This is a genomic window from Streptomyces sp. NPDC002573 (assembly GCF_042889625.1).
GTDB classification, from domain to species: Bacteria; Actinomycetota; Actinomycetes; order Streptomycetales; family Streptomycetaceae; genus Streptomyces; species Streptomyces gibsoniae.
Map to the genome: position 1 here is coordinate 55967 of NZ_JBIARC010000006.1, position 14154 is coordinate 70120.

20 protein-coding genes are annotated in these 14154 nt (G+C 69.2%); 2 read left to right on the forward strand and 18 right to left on the reverse strand.

Translation table 11 applies throughout. From position 1 onward, the window contains the following. Positions 1-89 precede the first annotated feature (89 nt). The 17 genes from ACFYX0_RS08015 to ACFYX0_RS08095 form a co-directional block, all read right to left on the reverse strand. A complete protein-coding gene (locus ACFYX0_RS08015; protein ID WP_388967721.1) occupies positions 90-488 on the reverse strand; it encodes a hypothetical protein in 399 nt (132 codons plus the stop codon). Positions 489-533: 45 nt separating this feature from the next. Beyond that, complete coding sequence (locus ACFYX0_RS08020) at positions 534-941, reverse strand: hypothetical protein (RefSeq protein ID WP_388967724.1); 408 nt, start codon at positions 939-941, stop codon at positions 534-536. Positions 942-947: 6 nt separating this feature from the next. Beyond that, the gene (locus tag ACFYX0_RS08025) at positions 948-1373 is read right to left on the reverse strand and encodes a hypothetical protein (protein WP_388967727.1); all 426 of its coding nucleotides are present in this window, start codon (positions 1371-1373) and stop codon (positions 948-950) included. 20 nt (positions 1374-1393) lie between these two features. After that, a complete protein-coding gene (locus tag ACFYX0_RS08030; RefSeq protein WP_388967730.1) occupies positions 1394-2155 on the reverse strand; it encodes a hypothetical protein in 762 nt (253 codons plus the stop codon). Next, positions 2155-2613, reverse strand: a complete 459-nt coding sequence (locus ACFYX0_RS08035) for a hypothetical protein (RefSeq protein ID WP_388967733.1) — start codon at positions 2611-2613, stop codon at positions 2155-2157. The genes ACFYX0_RS08030 and ACFYX0_RS08035 overlap by 1 nt, the downstream gene beginning before the upstream one ends. Then, complete coding sequence (locus tag ACFYX0_RS08040; protein WP_388967736.1) at positions 2613-3011, reverse strand: hypothetical protein; 399 nt, start codon at positions 3009-3011, stop codon at positions 2613-2615. The genes ACFYX0_RS08035 and ACFYX0_RS08040 overlap by 1 nt, the downstream gene beginning before the upstream one ends. 3 nt (positions 3012-3014) lie before the next feature. Next, a complete protein-coding gene (locus ACFYX0_RS08045; RefSeq protein WP_388967739.1) occupies positions 3015-4097 on the reverse strand; it encodes a hypothetical protein in 1083 nt (360 codons plus the stop codon). Between the two features lie 47 nt (positions 4098-4144). Next, on the reverse strand, positions 4145-4411 hold the full coding sequence (locus ACFYX0_RS08050) for a hypothetical protein (RefSeq protein ID WP_388967742.1): 267 nt from the start codon (positions 4409-4411) through the stop codon (positions 4145-4147). A 107-nt stretch (positions 4412-4518) separates the two neighbouring features. Beyond that, positions 4519-4956 carry a hypothetical protein gene (locus tag ACFYX0_RS08055; protein WP_388967745.1) on the reverse strand — a complete coding sequence of 146 codons (438 nt, stop codon included), beginning with the start codon at positions 4954-4956 and terminating at the stop codon, positions 4519-4521. A gap of 96 nt (positions 4957-5052) precedes the next feature. After that, a complete protein-coding gene (locus ACFYX0_RS08060; protein WP_388967747.1) occupies positions 5053-6414 on the reverse strand; it encodes a phage major capsid protein in 1362 nt (453 codons plus the stop codon). A gap of 11 nt (positions 6415-6425) precedes the next feature. Continuing rightward, positions 6426-7817, reverse strand: a complete 1392-nt coding sequence (locus tag ACFYX0_RS08065) for a head maturation protease, ClpP-related (RefSeq protein WP_388967749.1) — start codon at positions 7815-7817, stop codon at positions 6426-6428. Then, entirely contained in the window at positions 7814-9298 is a 1485-nt protein-coding gene (locus tag ACFYX0_RS08070) for a phage portal protein (RefSeq protein WP_388967752.1), read from the reverse strand. Before ACFYX0_RS08070 ends, ACFYX0_RS08065 begins: the two co-directional genes overlap by 4 nt. 244 nt (positions 9299-9542) lie before the next feature. After that, the gene (locus ACFYX0_RS08075; protein WP_388967755.1) at positions 9543-10943 is read right to left on the reverse strand and encodes a phage terminase large subunit; all 1401 of its coding nucleotides are present in this window, start codon (positions 10941-10943) and stop codon (positions 9543-9545) included. Beyond that, the gene (locus ACFYX0_RS08080; protein ID WP_388967757.1) at positions 10940-11431 is read right to left on the reverse strand and encodes a hypothetical protein; all 492 of its coding nucleotides are present in this window, start codon (positions 11429-11431) and stop codon (positions 10940-10942) included. Before ACFYX0_RS08080 ends, ACFYX0_RS08075 begins: the two co-directional genes overlap by 4 nt. 153 nt (positions 11432-11584) lie before the next feature. Continuing rightward, positions 11585-12061 carry a hypothetical protein gene (locus tag ACFYX0_RS08085; RefSeq protein ID WP_388967759.1) on the reverse strand — a complete coding sequence of 159 codons (477 nt, stop codon included), beginning with the start codon at positions 12059-12061 and terminating at the stop codon, positions 11585-11587. Positions 12062-12159: 98 nt separating this feature from the next. Then, positions 12160-12603: a hypothetical protein gene (locus ACFYX0_RS08090; RefSeq protein ID WP_388967762.1), complete on the reverse strand. Its 444-nt coding sequence runs from the start codon at positions 12601-12603 to the stop codon at positions 12160-12162. Between the two features lie 9 nt (positions 12604-12612). Beyond that, a complete protein-coding gene (locus ACFYX0_RS08095) occupies positions 12613-12999 on the reverse strand; it encodes a WYL domain-containing protein (RefSeq protein ID WP_388967765.1) in 387 nt (128 codons plus the stop codon). Positions 13000-13126: 127 nt separating this feature from the next. Between ACFYX0_RS08095 and ACFYX0_RS08100 the strand changes: the two genes are divergently transcribed. Together ACFYX0_RS08100 and ACFYX0_RS08105 are read left to right on the forward strand one after the other, a co-directional pair. Next, positions 13127-13435: a hypothetical protein gene (locus tag ACFYX0_RS08100; protein ID WP_388967768.1), complete on the forward strand. Its 309-nt coding sequence runs from the start codon at positions 13127-13129 to the stop codon at positions 13433-13435. 19 nt (positions 13436-13454) lie between these two features. Further along, complete coding sequence (locus ACFYX0_RS08105) at positions 13455-13718, forward strand: hypothetical protein (protein WP_388967771.1); 264 nt, start codon at positions 13455-13457, stop codon at positions 13716-13718. 46 nt (positions 13719-13764) lie between these two features. On the opposite strand, the gene ACFYX0_RS08110 is transcribed toward ACFYX0_RS08105, so the two are convergent. After that, positions 13765-14133, reverse strand: a complete 369-nt coding sequence (locus tag ACFYX0_RS08110) for a hypothetical protein (RefSeq protein WP_388967773.1) — start codon at positions 14131-14133, stop codon at positions 13765-13767. Between the last annotated feature and the right edge of the window lie 21 nt (positions 14134-14154).

Sequence of the window (14154 nt, forward strand, 5' to 3'; positions counted from 1 at the left end):
CAGCCGGAAAGTCTCGGCAGGCTCGTTCTCAATTTCCGACGGCAGTTTGTGCCACCGGTCGGCGAGGCCGAGAATGTAATTCGCGTAGGTCAGCTCGCGAGGCTCTCGGACAGGGGTTCCATCGGGATCGACGCCACCGGGGACGGCTCGCCAGATGGCGAGCTCTCGGGCAAAGGGGCAGGGACCCCGGCCATCGCCTCGTTCCATCGGCGGACGATGTCGATGATGAGGTCGTCGTCCTCGCCCATGATGGCGTCGAGGGTGGTCGGGACGGGTTCGCCGTCCTCCGTCTCCAGGTTCCAGTCGACGATGCGCTCGGCGAAGAGCTCGATGTTGCCCTCGATGCCCTCCTTGCCGTTGTAGCCCGTGCCTTTCTGGCTGGCGACGAGCTGGCCCAGCGACATTGAGCGGACGCGGACTTCGAGTCCGGCGTATTCGCCGTCCTCCCACTTCAGGTGGTAGATCTTCGGGTTGCGCTTGAAGCCCACGGATTCCTCCCGTGTCGTGAATGGGCTGGTGGAACTCCGCAGGGCTCAAGACCAGGTCGGAACGGCGCCATCTGCGAGCACGCCAGGCACCGCGGCCGTGAGCTCACCACTGTTGGAACGCTGCAGCGGATAGTCGGTGTACAGGACGTTGTTGGTGAGGGACTTGCCGCCGACACCGATCACCGTGGCGCGGGCCACCGAGGTGCTGGGGACCGTCTTGAAGACGTCGTGCACCAGGTTCGTCGCGAAGTCCGCGACGATGTTCAGCGTGATCGAGAAGTCCGCGAGGAGCAGGATCCTCTCGTACGCGGACTTGTCGATGCCAGTGACGTCCTGCACGCCGCGGGGGGTCGCGAACTGCAAGTTGGTGATGTCGTTCCGGATGTCACGCGCCACCGCCGAAGCGTCGGCGACGCTCAGCGTGGTCCAGCCAAGGCCGTTCTGTTTCGCCATGAGGGCTCATCCCTTCTGCTGCTGGTCGGCAATGCGCTGCTGGTGCTCGCCGAAGTCTTCGACCCAGTCGTCTGGGCTCGTGTGCTGCCGCTGCCGGCCGGTCGGATTGCCCCGCCAGTCGCCGTCACGGACGAGGTAGATCTCCGGCCGTGTGCGGTGCTCGGCGAAGCACCGCTGGTACGGCTCGAAGCGGAACACCGTGAGCCCGTCGCCGCGCTTCATCTCGCGGAAGGTGCGCCCGGACTGGGTGCGGATGTATGCGGCCTGCGTCCGGCCGAGGTCCGTGCGCTCGTCGATGGCGGACTCCCAACCGTGCTGCCACGCCTGGCAACCGGCCTGCTCGCACGCGGCCCGCACCTGCACGTCCCGCGGGCTCGTGATCGAGTACGTCTGGTACGCGCCGACCGGCATCGCCGGGTCGATCCTGTTCACGCTCTGCATCACAGGCCCTCTCAGAACACCGTCGAGACGTCGTTGCGGACGGCGGCGACGGCGAACGTGCAGCTGGTGAAGCCGCCGCTGGTGGTGGTCGCGACGCGGAGGTATTCGCGGACGGTCTGGTTGGAGGCGGTGGCGATGCGTTGCACGCCGGGCCCGGTGGTGACCGTGGTGAACGCCAGGCCGGGCACGTCGGCGAAGCTGGTGTTGTCCGCCGAGTCCTGCACCTTCACCGTGATGTCCGTGCCGGTGAAGCTGAAGACCTGCAAGTAGGCCTGCGCGCCGAAGAGGGCCTGCCCGTTGAACAGCGGGAAGCTGCCGACGCCGAAGTCGACTCCGGTGCCGTTCGTCGCGGCGGTGTCGGTGCGCTGCCCCGCTGTCAGCAGGCGGCCCCACTCCAGGCCGAACTGGTTGGCCTGCAAGTTGACGGCGAAGGTGAAGGAGCCGTCGTTACCGCGGGTTCCGTCGTAGTTGGCCTGCTTGGCGACGATGCTCGCGGCCGGGCTGCCCAGCGCGGTGCCGCGGCAGTACATGGCCTGCACGTCCGACGTGGGCAGCGCGGCCAGCACCGGATGCGCCCCGGTCGGGTTGAACCAGCTGGTGGCCTCCAGGCGGCCATCCCGGACACCGCCGATCCGCTCGTGCGCGCTCTTGTTGATGCCCGTCGTGTCGAGGGTGGCGGGGCCGCCGCCGACGTTGCCGACGGCGGTGAAATCGCCGCTGAGGTCGGTGCCGGAGATGTAGAGCGCATCCCCAAGGCCCGAGGTCTTTGCCACTACGCCACCTGCTCCCAAAGATCATTAACAATGAGGGGAAGGGTGATCGTCATCACCCGGTACTCAGCGCCCGACGTCGTCAGGTAGCCGGCGCGCGCCGATAGCGGATCGCCGTACGTGCCGAGCAGGTCGACCTCGCGGACCAAGTCGCCGAGGGTGAAGTCGCCGCTGTAGGCGGCCATGAGGGCGTCGAGGGCGGTCATGAGGTCGGGGTCGATGGCGTCTTCCGGCTGGGACACCATCGGCGTGTACAGGCGCACGAACAGCGCCAGCCGTGTGCTTGTCGCGACGAGGCCGGAGCCGCCGCGGGCCGGGCCGATCTGCTCGACCCACACCGCGCAGGTGATCCCGGTCGCGGGCGCGGTCTTGGGCTCGTGGCCGTTGACGGCCTGGAAGTAGCCGGACGCCAGGGCGTGCGACTCGACCGCGTCGAGGATGGTTCGGATGTCCAGGGCCATCAGATCAGCCCCATCGCCTTGTAGCGGGCCAGGAGCTGCACGGCGATCTGCCGGGCGCGCTGGTCCACGAGGGGCTTCGTGCGGCGGAAAGTCGCGTAGCCCGGGAAGCGCGTGACAGGGCTGTTGCGGGAGCCGGTGCCCTCCAGCCACGGCCCGTAGATGACCCCGCCGTCGGAGACGCGGTAGCCGTCCCCGGCCCGGTCCACGCTGATCCGGGACTCGTAGTAGCCCGTCGGGTGCTGCAGCACCACCGAGAGGCGCTGCCGGATCAGCTTCTCGCCTTCCTCGGCGATCCTCAGGCTGATCTCGTCGCGGTACGCGTGCATCGCCTTGGCGGTGCGCCCGTCGAAGAGCGGGCCGCGCTTGGCGAGGCGGATGTCGAACGTGGCCTCAGGCATCCCTCACACCCCCCTGTGGCGGGCCTTGCGGCCGTGCTCGGCGAACACTTGGTCCCGCAGCGTCTTCAGGGCGTCGGCGGACACCTTCCCGGCGGACTGGCCCGACGTGGCCGCCTTCAGAAACCACCCGCTGCGCTCCTGCGTGAGCTGCGTGATGGCCTCGGCCTTCGTCAGCTCGCGGACCAGGCCAGGCGGCATCCACACCGCCACCGGGGCGGAGGTGGCGTGCGTGGCGGCGGTGGTGCCGAGCGCGCCACGGGTGACGACGAGCGTGCGCGGGGCGTAGATCGTCGCTGCGGTGTGGGCGGCGAGGACCGTGCCGTCGTACGCCCGCTCCAGCGTGAGCGTGTTGCCTGCGATGTCGTCGACGCGGACGCGCTCGGAGTCGAGGAGGAGGACCTCGTCGACCGCATAGGCGGCACCGTTGAGGACAGGCAGGGAGACGTCGCTCTTGCCGCCGCCGAGCGTTCCGGTCTGCCCGGTGGACAACTGCCTGCGTTCGGTGACGATCAGGCGTTCGGAGTCGACGCGCAGGACGCTGCCGACGCCGACAGCGGCCGAGGTGGGTCCGTCGATGTTGATGGTGGTCTGCGTGCCGTCGACGGACGCCGCGAGCGCGCCGGCAGTGCTTTCCGTCAGGCGGTAGCCCCACAGGCCGGTGATGGTGACGTCCCGCTGGTAGGTGCTGCCGCCGCCGTAGGCCGCGTTGGTGGACAGTTTGATCTCGACGCGGGAGTACGGCGGGCCGGTGCGGTTGGGCTCCAGGTTGTAGTCATCGGAGGTGATCACCCGGCCGCCCGACGACAGCGTGTCGACCGAGATCAGCTCGCTGTCGTCGAGGCGGAGAATCCACGGCGTGTAGCCGCCCGCCGGGCGTGCGGGCCAGTCGAAGTAGCGGGTGCCCAGCACGGGGTGGAAGCGGCGGTGGCACAGGCTGTCGACGCTGCGGGAGGCGGACTCCAGAGCCTGGTCGATGTATCGCCGGTTTCGGGTGGTCTCCTTCACGTCGAGGGCGCCCATGATGTCCTCGCGTGTGGCGTACCAGATCCCGTCCGGGCTGGTGTTGGTGTCGAGGTTGCTCCCCATGGCGCACCCCCTCTCGTGTGTCGTGTCGAGCCGTGCCGGTTGGCGGGCTACTTGTCAGAGGAGCCATCCGTCTTGCGGCCACTGGTAGCCGTCGAATCGGCAGTGCCGTCCTCCCGGTCCGCTTGGGCTCGCTTCGAGCGGTTCCCCGCACCGCGGGCACGCGATGGGGCCTGCTTGTCGCTCGGCTCGGCGCTCGGCTGCGGCGTCTCGTTCGATGTCGAGGAGCTCGTACCAGTTGCTGATACGTCCTCACCCCCCGCCTGCTCGTCGGCGAACTCGTTGGACGGTCCGCCGTGAACGGTGATCTTCGCCATGTCTGCTGCTCCCTCCTCGATGTGCTCCGTCTCGCCGCACTGCGGGCACCGGGCCGCACCCACCGAATACGCGGCGGTGCAGCCGGTGCAGATCCACAGGGCCACGGTCAGACGCCCATCGCGGGCAGGTTCCCGGGGGTTCGCTGCGTCATCAGGTCGTGGGTGAGCGCGTTCACGGCGCCCGCACCCGTGCTGGTGAGCTTCACGAACTTGTAGCCGTCGTCGAGGGACACGGAGTTCACCTCGCAGACCATGGCGTTCTGCGTGGCAGCCGCAGCGGTGGTCACGACCGCGCCCGCCGCCTGCGTGCGGCGCGTCCACGCGTCCGAGCCGTTACCGGTGTTCGTCCAGTACTCGGAGATGATCGGCAGGTTCTGCGCGCCGGTGCCGCCGCTGTCCTTCGCCTCCTGGAGGGTGTACACATCGCCGACCGCGCCGGCGAGGTAGCACACGAAGGTGATCGCCCCCGCGTCCTTGAGGTTGATCCACACGCCGTCACCGGCCGGGGTGCTGTTGAACAGCCGGCCAAGAGCCTTCTGAGACATCGTCGTTGCCTTTCGTCTGTGGGTCCTGTCGGGGCGACACTGCCGACCCGGTGGAAGCCGCCGCCGGGGTGTGAATGCCGGCGGCGGCCGGAGGGATCAGAGGAGCTCGACGAACGGCGACAGCGTGGCCGCGGAGCCGTTCTGGGGGGTGATCGCGGACTGCAGCCAGGGGCGGCCGTCGACGCGCTGGATGATGCGGAACGTGGTCCTGTCGTTGCCGAACTGGTAGTCGGTGCTGCTGTCGGCGGTCATCGTCTGCCGGTCGCCGACGAGGTAGTAGCCGAGGTCCGCGAAGCAGAGGTCGCCGCGGGAGCCGAGCTGGCCGCCCTTCTCCGTGACGATCAGCGGCCGTCCGAAGATGTTCTGCGGGGCCGGGCCCTGCGCGTTGACGACGAACACCGAGCTACCGCCGGTGCCGACGGTCATGGACATCTGCAGCAGCTGCGGCAGCGCGTCCGGGGAGCAGATCCACACCGCGTTCGACAGCGACGAGGGCAGCATGCGGGCGTACATGCCGACGACGTCCGGGTACTGGATCTTGTTGCTGTTGGCGCGGGTCACCGTGACCGCGGACGGGTTGCCTGCGCCTCGGAAGCCGAGCGGCTCGCCCACGCCGGATCCGGCGGTGAACTTCCCGTCCTCCTCGAACGCGAGGGCCTGCGGCCACAGCCGCTCCAGCAGCGCGGAGAAGCTGATGATGGAGTCCTGGAGCAGCTCGTTCGGCACCGCGGACAGGCCGGTGAGCTTCTTCGCGTCGAGGGTGACGCGGCCGAACTTCGGGCTGGCGTCGGTGAGGGCCGCGCCCTCTTCGCCCCAATATGCGACCATACCGCCGAAAACCGAACCGCTGTTCGTGGTGGAGTCGATCATCGGGAACGGCACCCGCGCCGAGTCCATCGGGACGACCGTGGCGCGCGGCCGGATCACGGCCATCTCCAGCGCGATCTGCAGCAGCTGGCTGCGGAGTGTCTCGGGGACCAGGAACCCGCCGTCCGACGGAGAGACCGACGATGCGGCGTTACGGACCGCGCCGAGCTTCTCCGCGTCGGCGTTCGTGTTCCGGTGCCAGATGTTCTGGATGTAGTCGATCGCGGACTCGAAGTGCGCGTCGACGGCCGCGCCGGGGGCCTTCGCGTTGTACGCGGTGCCCTGCCGGTGCGAGGTCAGCATGTTGCCGTTGCCGCCCCGCTTGGCCTGCGGGTCGAGGTTGAGACGGCGGATCTCGTCCTTGCCGCCCTTGCCGCCGTTGTCCCGCAGCATCGCGGCGAGCTGCTTCTGCGTCTCCTCGGCAACGAGCCGGTTCAGGTCGGTGCCGTCGCCCTGCTGCCGGTTGGCGTACTCCTCGATGAAGTCCGTCAGGGCCTTCGGGGTCTCGCAGATCTGCGCAGCCTGCTCCGGGTCGGCGAGCATCTCCGCCAGCTCGGTGCCGTTGCGCGGCGTGGTCAGGGTCTTAGCCACAGGTGCCTCCTTCAGGCGGTTTCCGTCGCCGCGCTGGACGACGCCGTGGGATGGGTCAGGTTGGCGACGGCCGCCGCCCATGGGTCGGGGGCGGGCTTGGTCAGGCGGGCGACGATGGACGCCCACTCGTCTTCGGCCGGCGTTTCCGGCTCGGGTTCGACGGCCGCGGTCGGCTCGGTGTCGGCCGTGTCGTCGGCGGTCTTGGCGTCGTCGAGGTGCGCTTGGAGGTGGCGGCGGACGGCGTCGTGCTGGCTTGCGGGGATGTCCGATTGCGGCAGGCGTGCGAGGGCGTTGCGGACGCCGGACAGGTTGGCGGCGCCGGGGGTGCCGTCTGCGGACACCTCGTGGTGGGGCAGCTTGCAGGCGGTCTTGGGGAGTTCGCCGTCGGTGACTTGGGAGTCGTCGTACCAGGCGTACATGGCTTTGGCGGTCTTCACGGTCATGGGGCTCGGTAGGCGCTTCTCGTTGGGGCCGGAGTCCCACGGCCGGTCTTCGGTGGCCGTGTGGTGTACGGGGCACGCGGTGTCGACGACTTCCGGCACCGGCTCCGCGTCGCGCCTGGCGGCCATCTTGCGGAGCAGCTCGACGAGCTGCTCGTCCGCGAGCGCCGACTCGATGTTGATGGTGAGCGTCGTCGACTCCGGCGCGGCGACCGGCTCCTCCGCCTTCGGCTCCTCACGCTTCGGGCCCTGGTAGCCGTACGCGGTGAGGTCGAACGCGCGCCGCATCTCCGGCTCCGGCTCGTCCTCTTCGGGCTCGGCGGCCGGGGTGCCAGCCTTTGGGGACGTGGTCGCCTCGTCGGCGAGCCCGGCCTCGACGGCGTCCTCGGGCAGGTACCAGGTCTCGGCCTGCATGCGGGCCCGCCAGTCCTCGCGGGTGCCGCCCGCGCGGGCCGCGTAGGCGTCGGCGATGTTGTCGGAGATCAGGTCGAGGAGCTCGCCCATCTCTTCCATGTCGGAGGCGTCGCCGATGCAGACGCCGGACGCGTCGTGGATCATCAGCATCGTGTTCGGGGCCATCTCGACCCGGTCTCCAGCCATGGCGATGACGGAGGCGATGGAGGCGGCGATCCCGTCGACCTGCACGGTCACGTTCGCCGGGTGGGAGCGCAGCGCGTTGGCGATGGCGATGCCCTCGAACACCGACCCGCCCGGCGAGTTGACGCGGACCCGCAGGTTCTTCGCGGTGACGCCCTTCAGGTCAGCGATGAACTGATCCGCGGTCTGCCCGAACCAGCCCCCGATCTCGTCGTACAGCATCACCTCGGCCTCGTCGTCCGACGCGGCGTTCGTGATGCGGTACCAGGAGCGGGCCTCGACACCGAGCTGCGCGCGCTGCCTCTCGGCCTGCTCACGCTGGCTGGCCTGGAAGGTGGCCGCCTTACCGGGCAGCTGAATGTTCATGAGCCCTCTCCCTTGCGGCCTCGCTTCACGACCTTGCAGCGGCAGTTGCTGCCGCCCTCACACCGGACGTAGCCCGACCCGCCCGGGTAGTCCGCATACGCGGCGGCGCGGTTCTTGTACGTCTGGCCGTTGTTGTCGATGCACGGCCGGCACGAGTTGGCGTCGTCCACGCACACCGCCACCCACCGCTGCGCCGCCTCGATGTCCTCACCGAGCAGGCCGGCCACCGCGTTCTGCCACGTCGCCGCGGGCTTCAACGCCGGGTTGGTGGGGGCGTTCTCGGTGAGCTGGCCCACGAACCGCATCTCCGGCAGCCCGACGGCGGGCAGCACGTCGCCGGGGTCCAGGCCGACCGCGATCAGCGCGGCGGCCGCGGTGGAGCGGGCGGTGAGCTGCGTGGCTTCCGACTCCACGTCCTCCGGGACCGGGTTGACGAAGTCGAACTCCAGGCCTTCCCCGGTCGCCCCGTACAGCGGCAGCAGCTGGTGGTTCAGCGCGTCGCGGATCGCCTCAAGGTCCGGCACGAGGAGCCAGCGGGCGAACATGCGCTCCCCGGCGTCGCCGTTGGCCCGGTTGACGTCGTCAACAGACCCGAGCATTGGCTTCGGGAACCCGAACGCCTCACGGATGATGTCGCTGGAGATGCCTCGGAGTTCCGCGAACTGCATGTCGCGCTGGCTGTACTTGCGGTCGATCCATTGGCCCTGTTCGAGGATGGCCACGCGGTGGGCGTTGGCGACGCCCTTGTGCTGCTCGTTCCACCGGTCGCGGAGTTCGTTGAACTCGTCGTCGGACAGCCGCTGCTCGACTTGGATGAGGCCGCCGGGCTCGGCGCTGTTCAGGAAGAAGTTCCGGTTCCACTCGGCGCTGTAGCGGACGGCGTCAAGGTCGGTGAGGATCGCCTGTACGGGGCCGATGCCCCGGTACGGGTCCGTGGGGTGCGGCGTCCGGTTGAGGATCACGTCCTCGCGGCGGAGCGCCACATGCTGCCCGTCCGGCGAGGTGTACATGTAGCCCAGCAGGAACTGCTCGGGGTCCGGGACCGGCGTCATCCGGTCCGGGCGCACCGGCCACATCTCCAGCGGGATGTTCACGCGCTCGTTGCGGGCGATCACCCACCACGTCTCGCCTGTCAGGCTCTTGTGCTGGGACCCGGACTCGACGAAGACGCTCTGTGTGTAGAACTGGTTCGGCTTGTTCCACAGGTCGAGCGCGGCGTGGCTCGTGACCTGTATGCGGTCTTCCTTCTTCCCGCTCTTGGCCTTGCGGTACAGGCCCCACTCGATGCCGGCCTCGGCTTTGGCGAGCCGGTTGACGATGGCGAAGAGGGTGCCAACGGAGCCCATCGAGTTGAGTTGCGCGGTGGTGCCGCGGTTGGTGCCGAACAGGCCGCGGCCGTAGCTGCTGCTGCGGGAGGCGAAGGGGACGGGGGTGGCTGTGGCTGCTCGGTTGAGGAGTGCACCGAGGAGGGTTCTGGCCAACGCCCCTCCCTTGCTCAGCCGTGGAACCGCCAGTTGAGGACGAAGCAGCCGACACCGGCGACCGCCAAGCCTGCAATCGTGCTCCACAACATGGCGGAACTCGACAACAGAATGATCCCAGTCGTGTCAAGCAGAACCGGCATGGCTTTCTTCAATCCCTGCATCCACCTGCCCACAGGCACCTTCCGACTGGTCACAGCAGTCCCACTCTCGCTCGGCGGCGTGTTGTAGATTCCCGACAGTTTCACAGCCAGCGCACCCGCGGCCGCGCCCCGAGATCCCGGTCCGCGACCATGTAGCGCAGCGCGTCCATTGCGTGGTCGTCCTTCTTGACCGGCTCCTCTTTCAGCCCGCCGGCGTTGCCCGGCTTCACCGCCCACACGTAGCCGGTGACCTCCTCGACCGTGCCCATCGGCAGCGACGCCTCTTCCAGCTCCGGGTCCCGCTCCACCAGCGCGTCACGCACCACGAACAGGCGCGGCCGGCCGTCACCTTGCACCTTCAGCCGGGACTGCACCGCCTGGATCCCGTCAGACACGGTCTTCTTCGCCGCCGACGTCGACATGCCCAAGTGGCGTTCCAGCGTGGCCCGGTCCTCGGCGTCGTGGTCGCAGATCACCGCACGCGGCCGCGGCTCGGTCCACTCCAGGCGGCATTCCTCGCAGGCGTGGCAGTCGTGATCGTCGGCTTTCGACTCGCAGCACTCGGCGCAGCGGCGGACCAGGCGCAGGATGTGCCGGGCGTGGTCCTCGACGAGGCGACGGGTGCGGTAGATCTCCCGGTACAGCCACAGCCTGCCGTCGGGGTCTTCGGCCCAGCACTGCAGCACGAACGGGTTGGTGAACCCGAAGTCCACGGTCCACCAGCGGACCCACGTGTCGGGGATCGGGCGCGGGTCGACGAGGTGCAGGGCGTCGTCCCAGCTGTCGTAGATCTGGCCTTCGGCCGCGGCCCAGATGCCGTCTTGCAGGCGGAGTTTGCGGACGCCGGTGAGCTTGGCGAGCTTCGCGAAGTAGTCCCGGCCCTTCGGCGTGTAGGTGCCGTCGGCGTTGACGTAGGCCGGGTTGTCGCGGTGCCGCGAGGTGAGCATCAGGGTCTCGCCCTGGTCGCAGCGCTGCTTGATCCAGTGCGCCGGGTGCGAGGGGTTGCAGGCGGCGATCTGCTGCTGCCACGAGAGGACCCCGTTACGGAGGCGGGTCGCGATGGCTTCCCAGTCGTCGACGGTGAGTTCGGTGGCCTCGTCGGCGAACACGAGGTCGTACTCGGCGGACATGATCTTCTCGGATTTGTCCATGCCGCCGACCACGATCACGCTGCCGTTGGAGTACCGGTAGCAGGCGGCCTCGCGGGCGCTGCCACCGAACCAGGTGACGATCCCGCGGGCGAGCGCGTCACCGGCGACCTTCTTCTCGTAGGTGACGAGCGTGGTCGAGGTGAGGGAGACGGCGGTCTTGCGGACGATCAGGCAGCGGATGCCCGGGTTGTGGAGCGCGGCGAGGTGGACGCGGAACAGGCAGGCGAGGCTCTTGCCGGTGCCGGCCGGGCCCGCCATCACGACCTCGGAGTCGCGGGTCTTGAAGAGTTGGCGGGCGGCGCCGCGGGGCTCGTACCGGACGACGGCGTCCTGATCGAGCGCGGTGGTCACGTGAGGTCTTCGGGGTCGACGCCGACGACCTCGTAGCGGACGCCGCCGGACACGTTGACCTTGGCGGGCTGGTCCAGGCCGGTCAGCTTCCGGAAGCTTTCCAGGGTGGCGCGGGCCTCCCGGATCGCGGCGAGCGTCGGCCCCGAGTCCTTCAGCGTGTTGCCCTGGTCGTCCTTCACGATCCGGCCGTGCGACACCACCACGTGATCCGCCTCGGCAATCTCCATGGCCTTCGCGAACAGGTACTCCAACCTGTCGACGCTGAGCGCGATGAGCTTCTCGGCCGGGCCTTGGACGATGTCCCGGCACGCGCGTCGGCAGGCCTGGATGGCGGCGGTGTGGCTCTGGTAGCCGAGCTCTTTGGCGATCTCCCGGTATGAGTAGCCCTGGCTGAGGAGTTCGGCTGCGCGGGCGTCTCGTTGCGCGGTTTCGGGGGTGCGGACGTATTTCCCGTTTCCGTTGCGGGCGTCTTGGTTGGGGTTGGCCATGGCGTCGTCCCCTTGTCGCGTGTTACCGGATGGGCGTGGTTTGATGGTAACGAGCGTGCGCAACTGGGCTGGGTGGCGTGGTGCGCGTGCGGGAGAGGCCCGTATCCCTTGGGCGTAGGGATACGGGCCTCTGGCGTATGTGGGGGCTGTGCGCTACCCCTCCCAGCTGCGGGCGACGTCGAGGGCACGGGCCAGTGCGGACGCGAGCGGCAGACGCTGCGCCTCCGGCAGCGCCACCGAGGCCGTCACGATGGTGTCGCCGGTGTCCTCCGCCACCGCGAGCGTGAGCCCGCCGTCGGCCGGCGCGAGCGTGAGGCCGTAGGAGTCACCCAGCCAGGTACCGATGCCGCCCTTCGGGGTCCCGTCGGGCCAGTGCGCGGTGTGCTCCCACGGCTCGGTGGCCGGCTCGCTCAGGGCGGCGAGGAGGGCGGGCAGGTCGGTGGTCGTGATCGCGGCTTCCGCGGCCTGGGTCTTGCTGGCGGTGATGCGGATGTTCACCTCGGCGCAGCCGGGGTCGTGGCGGATGCCGAGCGGGATGACGGTGAGCGTGGTCCCGTCGTCCGTGGTGTAGTCCCAGGGCTGGGGGGTGAGTTCGGCGATGACGGTGTTGATGGCGTCCTGGTAGTCCATGGGGTTCTCCTCTCAGGCCGCGAGCAGCATGCGCGCGGCGAGCTGGTGCTAGCAGCGGCGGGCCGCCGCGGGTGCGACGGCCCTGGGGGCTGTGGTGATCAAGCGGCAATGAGCTCGACGTCGGGGATGGCCTGGATCAGCGGCAGGTCACGGCCGCCGCTCTCCTCGTCCCAGTCGGTGAAGACCTCGACGGTGCCTATGCCGGGCAGGTCGACGGTGACCGTGATCTCGGTGGCCTCCCACGTCGAACCGGTCGAGGCGAGGCGCTGCACGGTGCGGGTGGTGACGGTGCCGCCGACCCGCTCGAAGACGGCGCTCAGCTCGTACTGGGACCACATGCCGACCCGGCGGGCGGTCTCGCCGTCGCCCTCCGCGGGCGGGTAGCCGGGCAGCCCGAGGGCGGTGCGCACCTTGGCGGAGAGGTCGGCCTCGGCGCGGGCGCGGTTGGCCTGCTCGATGTCGTACAGCTCTTGGGCGCAGCCGGAGCAGGTGGCCATGAAGCGGCCGGCGGACGGGTGGCGGCGGCAGGTCTGGAGTTGCATGCGGTTCTCCTAGGCGGCGAGGGCGTCGGCGAGCAGCTCGACGCGGGCGGTGATCGGCAGGTCGACGGGGTACAGGACGGTGACGGTGGCGAGGCCCTGCGCGCGGGCCGGCTTGTCGTCGGCGGCCGGGCGGGCGATGACGTACGCGGTGCGGTGGATCGTGTAGGCGACGAGGCGGTCGAGGCGGAAGGTGCGGGCCTCGCCGGTCTCGCGGTCCATGGCCTTGAGGAGGATGTCGCCGGCGTTGCTGACGGCGATGTCGTAGATCTCGATCGTCCGCAGGGTCTCCGACCCGTCCGCCTTGATGTAGGTGATCGTCACGGGGTGCTTGGCGTCGAGGGCTTTGATGAGGCGGGTGAGGGTCTGGGTGGTGGTCTCGCGGTTGGTGTTCCTCATCGGTGCCCCCTCGGTCGCGGTGTCTATTTTCTAGACACTTAGAGTGTGGCAGGTGCGACCCTCCCTGTCTAGGGAGTAGACGAAACACGTCTAGGAATCAGACAGCAACCGTGAGACCATCAGCCGTATGACCGACTGGGAGAAGCAACTCGGACGCCGCGCCACAGCCGTCGACCGCGCCAAGGAAGCGCTCGACCAGGACATCGCCGCCGCACGCCTCGACGGCCACTCCTTCCGGGAGATCGGCCGGTGGGCAGGCGTCAACCACGAGCGAGCGCGCAGCATCGCGCGCACCATCAACGGCCACACGAAAACCCGCGACGAGGAGGAAGCCCGCCTCGGCAAGTACTCGTGGCAATGCCCCGAATGCAAGTGGGTGGCACACGACAGGCGCAAGGAACGGCACAACTGCGGCGTGGACTCGCCCTACCTATGAGCAGCAAGGAGAAGACCCCATGAGCCCCCGCCCGCCGCTCATCACCGACCACTGGTTCCGCGAAGGCCCCGTCCGCCCGGACGGATCAGACGGCTACTGGATCTGCGACCGCTGCGGCCAGCACCGAGGGGACCACCTCCAGGTCGAAGGCGACTGGCTGAAGCCGCTGCACACGTTCGTTCCGAAGCGGCACTGGCCGTCGCACTGCAAGCCGTGCGGCCGGGAGCGGCGGCACACGACGCACACCCCGTGGCTGTGGGAGCAGCTGGAGCCCGCCACATGACGAAGGCCCCGCCCGGACAGTTCCGGTGCGGGGCCACGCCACGAGATCAGGACTTGCCGTTCTCCCGCAAGACCAGGTAACTCGCCGCGATGTCCTCGCACTTCGTCTTCGTCCCGGCAGGAACGGCGTCCTTCAGATGCACGAGGGCGCTGTACTCCGTCTCATCCGTCACGCCGTGCTTCTGCAGGTCCTCCACCGTCGCGTACGCGTACCCAGCCAGCTGCTCCGGTCCCTCGCTGCAACGGGTCGCCCACGCGTCCAGCGCCTTCTGGTACTGATCGACGGGGCGTACGTCGCCGTCCAGGTCGGCGAGTTTCTGCGCCGGGCCGGGCGTGGTTGAACTGCTGGCCGAACTGGAGCAGCCCGCGAGCGCGAGGCCGGCGGCGAGCAGGATGACGGTGGTGGTGCGGCGCATGGTCCCCCCAGTGGCGCGTGG

What these genes read in the sequence shown, in the direction of transcription:
- ACFYX0_RS08020 (WP_388967724.1), bottom strand. Translation starts at nt 941, where the DNA reads ATGGCGAAACAGAACGGCCTTGGCTGGACCACGCTGAGCGTCGCCGAC.
- ACFYX0_RS08035 (WP_388967733.1), bottom strand. Translation starts at nt 2,613, where the DNA reads ATGGCCCTGGACATCCGAACCATCCTCGACGCGGTCGAGTCGCACGCC.
- ACFYX0_RS08040 (WP_388967736.1), bottom strand. Translation starts at nt 3,011, where the DNA reads ATGCCTGAGGCCACGTTCGACATCCGCCTCGCCAAGCGCGGCCCGCTC.
- ACFYX0_RS08045 (WP_388967739.1), bottom strand. Translation starts at nt 4,097, where the DNA reads ATGGGGAGCAACCTCGACACCAACACCAGCCCGGACGGGATCTGGTAC.
- ACFYX0_RS08050 (WP_388967742.1), bottom strand. Translation starts at nt 4,411, where the DNA reads ATGGCGAAGATCACCGTTCACGGCGGACCGTCCAACGAGTTCGCCGAC.
- ACFYX0_RS08055 (WP_388967745.1), bottom strand. Translation starts at nt 4,956, where the DNA reads ATGTCTCAGAAGGCTCTTGGCCGGCTGTTCAACAGCACCCCGGCCGGT.
- ACFYX0_RS08065 (WP_388967749.1), bottom strand. Translation starts at nt 7,817, where the DNA reads ATGAACATTCAGCTGCCCGGTAAGGCGGCCACCTTCCAGGCCAGCCAG.
- ACFYX0_RS08080 (WP_388967757.1), bottom strand. Translation starts at nt 11,431, where the DNA reads ATGGCCAACCCCAACCAAGACGCCCGCAACGGAAACGGGAAATACGTC.
- ACFYX0_RS08085 (WP_388967759.1), bottom strand. Translation starts at nt 12,061, where the DNA reads ATGGACTACCAGGACGCCATCAACACCGTCATCGCCGAACTCACCCCC.
- ACFYX0_RS08090 (WP_388967762.1), bottom strand. Translation starts at nt 12,603, where the DNA reads ATGCAACTCCAGACCTGCCGCCGCCACCCGTCCGCCGGCCGCTTCATG.
- ACFYX0_RS08095 (WP_388967765.1), bottom strand. Translation starts at nt 12,999, where the DNA reads ATGAGGAACACCAACCGCGAGACCACCACCCAGACCCTCACCCGCCTC.
- ACFYX0_RS08100 (WP_388967768.1), top strand. Translation starts at nt 13,127, where the DNA reads ATGACCGACTGGGAGAAGCAACTCGGACGCCGCGCCACAGCCGTCGAC.
- ACFYX0_RS08105 (WP_388967771.1), top strand. Translation starts at nt 13,455, where the DNA reads ATGAGCCCCCGCCCGCCGCTCATCACCGACCACTGGTTCCGCGAAGGC.
- ACFYX0_RS08110 (WP_388967773.1), bottom strand. Translation starts at nt 14,133, where the DNA reads ATGCGCCGCACCACCACCGTCATCCTGCTCGCCGCCGGCCTCGCGCTC.